Genomic DNA, 9968 nt, shown 5'->3' with positions numbered 1-9968 from the left:
ACCGAATTTGATCTGCGATTTCGGCCGACAGTTCTTCTCCATCAAGAATAAACCGACACCGAAATCTAAAGACATGCTGAAAGGAGCTGTGAAACGGCATGCTTCTTACTGGGAACTCGCGAAATTAGGATTTAAGGCTGGTAAGTCGTTGTAGTTGTCAGCTATCAGACTTCAGCTTTCAGTTTTTCCTTGACTGGTTCAAGCGTCCGCTTGGACCCATACTGAGAGCTGACGGCTGAAAGCTTTATTAGGAAGAACATTTATTCAATTCAGATACTATGAAAAACTTAAAATTAACCGAACGCCTCGGACTTGTAAGCTATCGAAATCAGTCTAAGTCTGATATCAAACCCCATATTATTGTGGATACGGATATTTGTAATTCCACTTGTCCCCATAAATGTACGACATGGGTATGTCCCGCTAATTGCTACACCATGGATGACAACAATCAGGTGCATTTTCAGGTGGAAGATTGTATCGAATGCGGTACCTGCATGTATGCTTGTGATCAGGGAGCCGTGGATTGGAATTTCCCTGATCCTGAGATTGGTCGTGGTGTTACCTGGAATTTTGGGTAAAATGGTGCTTAGGTGTGGCAGTGTTACGGTGTTATGGTTTTCAGGAATTCAACCTTAACACCGTAACTATCCTTTATTGATTTGATTTTATGCCGCTTGTCTTATTCTTGCTGCAACTGGTTTTTTAGTCTTTTCTCTGGCTGTCTCTTTTTTGTTCATAATATCTACCAGCAGTGGACATGAAATACAAATGGTACTGTAGGTTCCTAAGATTACCCCTGTTAAGATGGCGAATGAAAAGCCTTTCAGGGTTTCTCCTCCCGCAAAAAATAATACGGCAACCGCAAACAAGGTAGTCAGAGAAGTTACCACCGTCCGGCTTAATGTTTGATTGATGCTTGTATTCACCAATTCTGCCCACGCTTTACCTTTATGAATATTCAGGTTTTCGCGAATCCGGTCAAATACCACAATGGTATCGTTCAGTGAATAACCGATGATGGTCAAAAAAGCTGCAACAAGACTTTGATCTATATCCATATTGAAAGGCAAAATTCCATGGAACAAGGTGAAAACTCCCAGTATGATGATCACATCATGCATCAGGGTTGTTAGCACCACAAAAGAGAAGGAGAACTTCTTGAATCGTATGAAAATATAAAGCGCAATCACTACAATGGAGAGTGCTGTGGCCATCGTGGCAGCATCCTGCATATCCTGTGCAAACACCGGACCGATGGTATCCATTTTTATAAACCGCACGGTATTTTCAGGCAGATGCATTTTGAAGGCTTGCTCTATTGCTTTGGTCAGTTCTTCCCCGTTGTGGTAAGCTGTACGTACCTGTAATTCGTATTCAGAGCCATAATTACGAACCATCGGTTCTTCCCCCATTGCATCTCCCAATATGGTTCGAATTTCAGTGGCAGGTACGGGAATCCCGAGTTCAATCACTACCTCGGTTCCTCCTTTAAAGTCGATTCCGTATTGGAGCCCCTTGACAAAAATACCCGCCAGGGAAGCTACGATCAGAAGAATAGACAACCCATAGCCAAAATGGCGATACCGGATGAATGAATAATTAGCGTTTTCGAAAAATCTCATGGGAGTAATGTTAGAATTGTTCTTGGGAATCGGATGAATTATTCGGGCGTTTTTTGCGCATCACCTGAAATAGGAAATAGAAGGTGATCGCGCTTACCAGCACCTGAACAACAAGCATAGTGAAAAGTGCAGAAGGTGACATTTTTGTCTGTGTTAATTGTGAATATTAGTTACTTGGTCCGGTTTATTTTTTCGGTTTTGAGCCGCTTTATAAACCACTGCCGTTAGCCCCAAAAAGGTAGTAAGTAACAACAGTCGAGCCATATCAATAATAAATCTCTGAGTGACCGCCCCATCAACAAACCACTTGGATTCGATTTCATGCAAATGGAAAATTTTAGCGATCACGCTGTCGGCAGCAAAGGGCCACCCCTCTCCGCTGCCAAGCGATGAAAAAGCAGCGATCCAATTACCATTTTCAGGGCTGAATAATGAACCCAGCAATACCACACCTATAAAAACAGGAGTTACATAAAGTGTTACATATTTAAAGAAAACGGGAATCCGTATGTCAGCATCGCGGGTCACTTCTTCCCATCCCTTGTCGATACCGAAAACCCATGCAAACAAGATGATTTCAAGGAATGCCACAACGACCAACAACACGGTTCCCGTCCAATAATCAAATTCATCAAACACGCCCTGTTGGTAAAAAATGATACAAGGCAGTGCCAACAAACCGACAATTGTCCCAAATATGATAGCCGATTTTTTGACACTGTAATTAAATTCATCTTCCAGGAAAGCTGTAAAAGGAGTTCCCATCGCCAATGAGGATGTCACCCCGGCAAAGAACAGCAAGCCAAACCAAAACAATCCTGCCAAGGCTGAGAATATCGGCCCCCATTGCTCGAATAAATACGGCATGGTCTTAAAACCCATCATGAAACCGGCATTTTCAACGACCCAGTCCAACCCCATGTAACCCACGGCTATCGGGATGATGATGGAAGCACCTAGTACCACTTCCACAAATTCGTTTAACCATCCGGCACTCATAGCGTTCAAGGCAATATCTTGTCTCGAGCGGATATATGAGGCATAACAAATAATGCTGCCCATACCCAAAGACAGAGTAAAGAATACCTGTCCGGCAGCTGCCAGCCACACACCGGGGCGCAACAACGAATCGTATCTCGGCTCCCACAGATAATTTAAGCCAACCGATGCATCATGTGTGGCACCCATCTCGCCCACATTCAAGGTAATGGCACGGATGGCTAGAATAGCTCCAAACAGCAACAGCAACGGCATACAAATTTTGGATACTTTCTCGATACCGCCTTCCAGTCCACGTGAGAGGATCCAGATATTCAATCCCAGCGTGACAGCAAAAAAGAACATAGCCGTTATCGGGAAATTAAAGAAGCCCTCGTTCACATCTACATAATTGTCAAAGAATTGTGCGGTTTCCATTTGGGTGAGCGAATCGAAAGCGCCTGTAAGGGAGTACCAAGTGTAGGAAAGAGTCCATGATTCGATGTACACATAATATGCGGCCATGCCCAGGTTTACAAAAATACCGAGCGTTCCGGCATAGATCCACCAACCTTTGCCCATCGAATCGAAGATGAAAGGTGTGGAGTGATTCCCGAAGCGACCGCCATATCGTCCCATTGACCATTCCACCCAGAGCAGGGGCAGGCCCATCAGTAAGAAAGAAATCAGATACGGGATAATAAACGCACCGCCACCGTTTTCGATTGCCTGTACGGGGAAGCGTAAAAAGTTACCGAGTCCCACAGCATTACCGGCCATGGCGAGAATGAGACCCATGCGGGAACCCCAATGTTGAGTAGTTTGTGAGTTGGTCATTGGATAGTGTGAAAAGGTTTAAAAACCGAAACACATGGAGCCGTCGACTCTATCCGTTTGGCCTTGTTTTTCTAAGACCTGAGGTGGGCGAATATCTTATGCCTTGGTGTATTACTGAGAATAATATTACACAATTTTTTAATGATGCAATACAAAAATTTTTGTGTATCATTAATTTTTAGCAGAGCCCAAATTTGCTCTGCAGGAGAACACTTGAGCATATCACATTCCGGTACTTCCTTAGCACAAAGTTTTATCAACTTTCGCTTCACTTTTTTTAACCTGATACGCAGCGAACAACATTTTTTACTGCTGATTGCGGTATTGTTTTTCATTGCCGGTTTCTCTTACCCCTATCCCGGTATTGCAATGTGGGTAGGTTTTATGCTGGCCGGTTATTCGGCTATTGCCAACGACAGCATACAGACTGTAGGTACTTTTATCTCCTCCAACCAAAACAAAGCCTGGTGGATATTATGGCTTTTTATTGGGTTGATCTTTGTGGCCACCACTTCTTATAGCTGGGCTGTTTTCGACGGAGATGTCAGCTTTCAGCGGCTCACTGCCAAAGGCTTTGAGACAGCTCCGCAATCATTCACTTTCTTGCAGCTTGCAGCGCCAATTTTCTTGTTGATCCTGACCCGGATGCGTATGCCGGTATCCACTACCTTCCTGTTGCTTAGCTGTTTTTCTGCGGATGTGGCCGGCATTGAAAAGATGCTTCTCAAAAGCGTTTCCGGATATGGCGTAGCCTTTGTCGGGGCCTACCTGGTCTGGCTTATCTTGTCACAATCCGGACTCATCAAATTCAAGGGAAAGGCACATCCGGGATGGAGTGTAGCTCAATGGATTTCCAGCGGAAGCCTTTGGGCTGTCTGGATCATGCAGGATGCTGCAAACATTGCGGTCTATTTGCCACGAAGCCTATCACTGGAAGCGCTCATTTTTATGAACAGCTTCATCTTCCTCGGGTTGGGCCTTTTATTTTATCTTAGAGGAGGCCGTATACAGGAAGTAGTCACCCAAAAAACGGATGTTTTAGATGTCCGCCCGGCTACCATTATTGATCTTGTATATGCACTCGTTCTGCTTTTCTTTGTGTGGGTGAGCGTAATTCCCATGAGTACAACATGGGTGTTCATCGGGCTGCTTGCGGGACGTGAATTGGGTATGAGAACATTCCTCAAGAAAGAAGATAAAACCATGAGTGCTACATTCCGGCTGATCGGTAAAGACCTGCTGTTTGCCCTCATTGGACTGGCGGTTTCCATTACTTTGGCTGCAGCTACCAACCCGGCTATTTTTGCGGAGATTTTCAACAGATGAATTGGATCAAAAAGCTACACTGGCAAATTATAATCGGGCTGGTGCTCGGATTTATTTGGGGGATCTTTGCCCCGCTATACAACCTCCAGCAGTTCACGGCTGATTTCATCAAACCGGTAGGAACAATATTCATAAAGTTGCTGCAACTGGTAGCTATGCCACTGGTTATAGCTTCGCTGATCGTGGGAATCGGGAAGCTTGGTGATATCCGTAAATTGTCGAGAATTGGCGGAAAGACGATCGGTATTTTTGTACTCACTACCACCCTGGCTATTTCCATCGGCTTGGTTTCAGTGAACCTGATCAAACCCGGTGAAGCCCTGCCCGAAGCTACCCGCGACCGGCTTATGTCTACCTATTCGGATAAAGCCGAAACACGGGAACAAGCAGCTGAACAGGTACTGGAACAAGGTCCGCTTGCACCGATTGTAAACCTCGTTCCTGATAATTTTATTAATGCCGCTTCAAGTAATACCAATATGCTGCAGGTGCTTTTAGTGGCTGTTCTCTTCGGAGTGGTTTTGCTTCAGATCCCGGGACAAAAGTCGCAGCTGCTGTTTAATTTTTTTGATGCATTGAATGATGTGATCATGAAGCTGATCGATTACATCATGCTGATGGCCCCCTATGGAGCCTTTGCCCTTATTGCTTCAATCATGACAGAGTTGGCGGGGGAAGATCCCATGGAGACTTTCAATATTCTAAGCGCTCTTGCTTTGTACTGTGTAGCAGTGGTGGCCGGATTACTTCTTCACCTTTTGGTTGTGTACAGCTCTATTGTGAAAGGATTGGGCAATACCGGTTTTATTTATTTTATGAAACAAATGCGCCCTGCTTTTCTCGTCGCTTTCAGCACCAGTTCCAGCAATGCCACCCTGCCGGTAACCATGGATTGCGTGACCAATAAACTGAAAGTGAAGGAAGAGATCAGTAGTTTTGTACTGCCTTTGGGAGCTACTGTAAATATGGACGGAACCAGCCTTTATCAGGCTGTGGCTGCTGTATTTATTGCCCAGGCTTTGGGATTGGACCTGACCTTCACCGACCAGCTTGCCATTATTTTGACAGCCACCCTGGCTTCCATAGGAACGGCCGGTGTTCCCGGGGCAGGTATTGTGATGTTGGTGATAGTACTCAAAGCCGTGGATGTACCCGTAGAAGGAATAGCCTTAATTTTGGGCGTTGATCGTATCCTTGATATGATCCGAACCGTGGTTAATATTTCGGGAGATGCGGCGGTTTCCCTAGCTATAAACCGGATGGAAGAGTGCTCTCAAAAAATTTAGTCTTATCTGGATTCCAAACAGGTTCTAATGGTAAAAAAAGGGATTAATGACAACAATCATTGGTTACCCTTATCTTGCTCTTCCATCTGGTATCATAGCATAACATCCCGTAACATCTCTCTCCATTTTTCCGTATTTATCTGCAATAGGGCATAAAATAACAGACATATAATGAATTTATTTAAAGTATTTTTCTTCATACTTCTGGTTTTTGGAATATCTCTTCATCCTACAAAAATCTCCGCTAAAGATTACACTATACCGGAACTACAGATCGAAGTACAAATCAATGAAGACGGATCTCTTCGAGTTACTGAACACCGAACCTATGTTTTTGACGGCAGCTACTCCTGGGCTAATTATATGATCCCAAAATCCGGATTTTCAGCCATTGAGAACATACAGATTGCTGAAAACGGAGATAATTTCTCCAACCTGAATAGCGAAGAACCCCGCACCTTTTTAGTCGAAGAATCTTCGGATGCGTTTAATGTAAAATGGTTCTTTGAGGCGAACGATGAAGAGCGAACATTCTCAATTTCATATACCATCCAAGGTGCATTGACGATAGGCACGGAGTGGAGTCAGTTTTTTTGGAACTATGTTGGTGCCGACAGAGAGAAATCGACAGAGCAGCTCACCATTCTTGTTCAACTTCCGGATATGGTAGAACGATCTGACCTTCATGCCTGGGTAAGGGAACCGGATTGGGAGCTCAATACCACAAAATTGGATAACGGATTTCAGTTTAAGGGAAATGATATTGATCGTAATGAAGCAGTGATCATTAGAACCGTTTTTCCTACTTCAGTTTTTGATGATCAGAGCCAGGTAAATGATCCCAATTTTTCGTTAGCCTTTGCTGAGAATGAAGAGATGGAGTACCGTGAAAATCGAAGACAACAGGCAGCGGAACGAGCACGCAATTATGAACTCGCTGTAAATGCTGTCATGATCTTGGCAGGGCTTAGCATCCTATGTTTCGTATTTTTCTATCGTCAATATGGAACCCGACACCGGATCAATATCAGTCCAAATAACAACATTATGATTCCCGGACGCCAAAAACCTGCTGCCATAGGATGGTTATTGATGAATCAAACGGTAATTGGGGCGCATGTCACGGCAACCTTACTTGACCTTGCAAGAAGAGGATATTTCAAGATCGAAGAAAATGAGGCCGATGAAGAAGAATCCTCCTGGCTCTCCAGTCAAGAGCAAAAGAGTAGTTACAGTGTCCAATTATTAGACAAAGATCCACAATCTGACTCATCGATCTCAGATTGGGAACATGATCTTTTTAGCTTTGTTACCAAAAGAATTAAGGAAGAAGGGAATAAGATGGAGGATATCTTCAAGTTCTCTGAGACTGAAGTTTCTAAATGGTTTTACGCCTGGAAGCAAAAGGTTTCCACTTATTGCAAAGATCAGGGGTGGATTGATAAAAACAGCTATACCGGAGTTTTTTGGAATTTAGGATTACAATCTGTCCTGTTGTTGATTGGATTGGTTTTGATATTTCTACTGCATCCTGTTATGGCCGTAGCACTGGGCATAACTTTTACAGGTGCTGTCCTTTCCTTGGCGATCATCCGGCGTACTCCTAAAGGAGAAGAAGTACATAAAACCTGGAAGAACTATTGGAATGCCCTTAAGAACGCCAAAGATTACTCCATTCCTGACGACAAGTTGGGACTTCACTTTATCTATGGAATCGCACTTGGGCTAAGCAAACAGGATTTTGAACAGATGTTTCAACAAAACCCGGATGCCGTACTTCTGATCACTTGGATCGCTATTCTGCCGGGAAGTACTAACTCTCCTGCTGCAATGGCCTCTTCTTTTAGCAACCTTGCAGCCACAGGAACTATCTCAGCCGGAGGGGGAACTGTTGCCGGTGGTGGCGCTTCTGCAAGCGTCGCAGGTGGAGGTGCTTCGGGGGGAGCAGGATAACCCCATCATTTAAAAAATATTAAAATTCTGATTTTTTTAGAAACAATTTTAAATGTATCTGGTTCAATTTTATGAATAATAATTTAAAAGAGAACCCTATTATGAATATTCTTAAGCGATACAATCATTTACCCATTTTAGCTCTGCTGTTTTCACTCTTTATATTCACTGCCTGCAGCACAGAAAGCGATCAGGGCATGGGAACCATGAAGGTTTCATTGACAGATGCCCCTGTAAATTTTGACCAAGTTAACATCGAGATACTTCAAGTGTTAGTAAATCGAGATGAAAGTGCAGATGATACAACCGACAGTGGCTGGTATTCTGTTATGGACGATTCCTTATTTGTCAATCTTCTTGATTATCAGAATGGTGCTGTTTTAGACTTAGGTGAAGTAGAACTCGAAGCCGGTCAGTATAATCAAATTCGTCTTTTACTTGGAGAAAATAACAATGTGGTCATCGATGGCGAAACCCACGTGCTCACTACTCCAAGTGCACAACAGTCCGGCTATAAAATTAATATCAACGCCGAGGTGCAGGAAGGAGAAACCTATGAATTAACCATCGACTTTGATGCTTCTCAATCTATCGTGGTAACCGGTAATAATAATTACATTTTAAAACCGGTACTCAGAGCTATAAGCCCTCAATTACAAGGAAGCATAGCCGGAACAGTACTTCCCTTAGAAGCAGAACCGTTTGTATATGCCATTGCCGGTGAAGATACCGTTGGCACTCAAGCTGATGAAGAAGGGAACTTCAAGATAGTTGGCCTTGAAGATGGTACTTACAATGTATGGTTCAATCCATCTAATGAAGCTTATGCTGATTCATTAGTCGAAGGCATTGAAATTGAAGATGCAGAAGATTTTGAGTTCGAAGAAGCTATCGAGTTAGAAGGTTCCGGCTCCTGAAAATCCGAGAATTAAATTGCTATCGTTAAGCCCGTTTCTTTTGAAACGGGCTTTTTTTATGCACTTCATTATTCCTTTCCAACACTCAATTAAAACTATCTTTTTTTCTCTATTTTGATGTGAGATCGCTTGAGCAAATACAATGGTAAACTCACATTTATATATGGATACCGCTGAATTTTACGGAAGTTTAAACATTGTCCCTTCTTTCCGAGAAGTGTCCAACCCAAACCTTTACACCCCCCTTCCGAACGATTGGTACCTGGCTTTAGCAGATATTCGAGGCTCTACAGATGCCATCCGCATGGGGAAGTATAAAGAAGTGAATATGGCAGGTGCGTCTCTTATTGCCGCTCTGAATAATTTTTATACTCAGGAAAACTTACTTCCTCATCTATTTGGTGGAGACGGCTCCCTGATTGTACTTCCCAATCAAAGAATTGACGAAGCAAAGGGAATTCTGGCTTTCTGTAAAAAAGCTGTAAAGAATGCTTACGGCCTGGAAATGGCAGCAGGAATTATTTCTATGAAAGAACTTAGAGAAGCCGGACATGATATTGGGATTGCACGACTTAAGTTATCCGACTTTATAGACCAAACCATATTTTGGGGGAGCGGAGTTACATATGCCGAAGAACTCATTAAAAAGGAAGACCGGTTAAAAGAAATTGAATCTGTTGAAGCTGATTTTTCAGGATTGGAATGCAGATGGAGCCAAGTACCCAGTGACAAGGATGAGGTCGCAGCATATTTAATTCAGACGTATGAAAAAAATAATGCAGAAAGTGCTGAAATCTATGAAAAATGCTTTGCCAAAATTGCTGAAATTTTTGGCGATGAAGAAGACTATCATCCCATCCGAGAAGATGCTTTAAAAATGACCGCTAACCCATTGCTTCTGGGGGTTGAATGGAAACTTAGAACACAACCCCCTACTCTTAGAAAAAAACTGAAGCATTTTGGAAGAATGGTCTTTCAGCTGTTAACCGGACTTTACCTGATGAAATTCAAAAAGAAAACCTCTGAAACCGACTGGGGAGATTATA

9 protein-coding genes are annotated in these 9968 nt (G+C 43.2%); 6 read left to right on the top strand and 3 right to left on the bottom strand.

Going from position 1 to position 9968, the window contains the following annotated elements:
* The first annotated feature begins 278 nt into the window (after positions 1 to 278).
* Complete coding sequence (locus VFM80_RS02300; protein WP_395069142.1) at positions 279 to 581, top strand: ferredoxin family protein; 303 nt, start codon at positions 279 to 281, stop codon at positions 579 to 581.
* Positions 582 to 668: 87 nt separating this feature from the next.
* Here VFM80_RS02300 and secF read toward each other — a convergent pair whose 3' ends face one another.
* The 3 genes from secF to VFM80_RS02285 are packed head-to-tail and all read right to left on the bottom strand — an operon-like array spanning position 669 to position 3440.
* Positions 669 to 1625 carry a protein translocase subunit SecF gene (secF, locus tag VFM80_RS02295; protein ID WP_395069140.1) on the bottom strand — a complete coding sequence of 319 codons (957 nt, stop codon included), beginning with the start codon at positions 1623 to 1625 and terminating at the stop codon, positions 669 to 671.
* Positions 1626 to 1635: 10 nt separating this feature from the next.
* Positions 1636 to 1767 carry a hypothetical protein gene (locus VFM80_RS02290; protein ID WP_395069138.1) on the bottom strand — a complete coding sequence of 44 codons (132 nt, stop codon included), beginning with the start codon at positions 1765 to 1767 and terminating at the stop codon, positions 1636 to 1638.
* Between the two features lie 11 nt (positions 1768 to 1778).
* Entirely contained in the window at positions 1779 to 3440 is a 1662-nt protein-coding gene (locus tag VFM80_RS02285; protein ID WP_395069136.1) for a sodium-dependent transporter, read from the bottom strand.
* A gap of 213 nt (positions 3441 to 3653) precedes the next feature.
* On the opposite strand from VFM80_RS02285, the gene VFM80_RS02280 reads away from it, so the two are divergent.
* From VFM80_RS02280 to VFM80_RS02260, 5 genes are all read left to right on the top strand, one after another.
* A complete protein-coding gene (locus VFM80_RS02280) occupies positions 3654 to 4766 on the top strand; it encodes a hypothetical protein (protein ID WP_395069134.1) in 1113 nt (370 codons plus the stop codon).
* The gene (locus VFM80_RS02275; RefSeq protein ID WP_395069132.1) at positions 4763 to 6052 is read left to right on the top strand and encodes a dicarboxylate/amino acid:cation symporter; all 1290 of its coding nucleotides are present in this window, start codon (positions 4763 to 4765) and stop codon (positions 6050 to 6052) included. The genes VFM80_RS02280 and VFM80_RS02275 overlap by 4 nt, the downstream gene beginning before the upstream one ends.
* Before the next feature lie 171 nt (positions 6053 to 6223).
* Positions 6224 to 8005 carry a DUF2207 family protein gene (locus VFM80_RS02270; RefSeq protein ID WP_395069130.1) on the top strand — a complete coding sequence of 594 codons (1782 nt, stop codon included), beginning with the start codon at positions 6224 to 6226 and terminating at the stop codon, positions 8003 to 8005.
* Between the two features lie 101 nt (positions 8006 to 8106).
* Positions 8107 to 8922, top strand: coding sequence for a DUF4382 domain-containing protein (locus VFM80_RS02265; protein WP_395069128.1), 816 nt, complete (start codon positions 8107 to 8109; stop codon positions 8920 to 8922).
* 163 nt (positions 8923 to 9085) lie between these two features.
* The coding region (locus tag VFM80_RS02260) for a DUF3095 family protein (protein WP_395069126.1) at positions 9086 to 9968 on the top strand (883 nt) is incomplete at its 3' end.

The organism is Gracilimonas sp. (assembly GCF_035704785.1).
In the GTDB taxonomy this organism is placed as follows: domain Bacteria; phylum Bacteroidota; class Rhodothermia; order Balneolales; family Balneolaceae; genus Gracilimonas.
Note: the sequence above shows the minus strand (reverse complement) of the source record. Positions and strands in the feature narration are given on the sequence as shown.

Coding starts and splice junctions, on each gene's coding strand:
- VFM80_RS02290 (WP_395069138.1), bottom strand. CDS start 1,767: ATGTCACCTTCTGCACTTTTCACTATGCTTGTTGTTCAGGTGCTGGTA.
- VFM80_RS02265 (WP_395069128.1), top strand. CDS start 8,107: ATGAATATTCTTAAGCGATACAATCATTTACCCATTTTAGCTCTGCTG.
- VFM80_RS02275 (WP_395069132.1), top strand. CDS start 4,763: ATGAATTGGATCAAAAAGCTACACTGGCAAATTATAATCGGGCTGGTG.
- secF (WP_395069140.1), bottom strand. CDS start 1,625: ATGAGATTTTTCGAAAACGCTAATTATTCATTCATCCGGTATCGCCAT.
- VFM80_RS02285 (WP_395069136.1), bottom strand. CDS start 3,440: ATGACCAACTCACAAACTACTCAACATTGGGGTTCCCGCATGGGTCTC.
- VFM80_RS02300 (WP_395069142.1), top strand. CDS start 279: ATGAAAAACTTAAAATTAACCGAACGCCTCGGACTTGTAAGCTATCGA.
- VFM80_RS02270 (WP_395069130.1), top strand. CDS start 6,224: ATGAATTTATTTAAAGTATTTTTCTTCATACTTCTGGTTTTTGGAATA.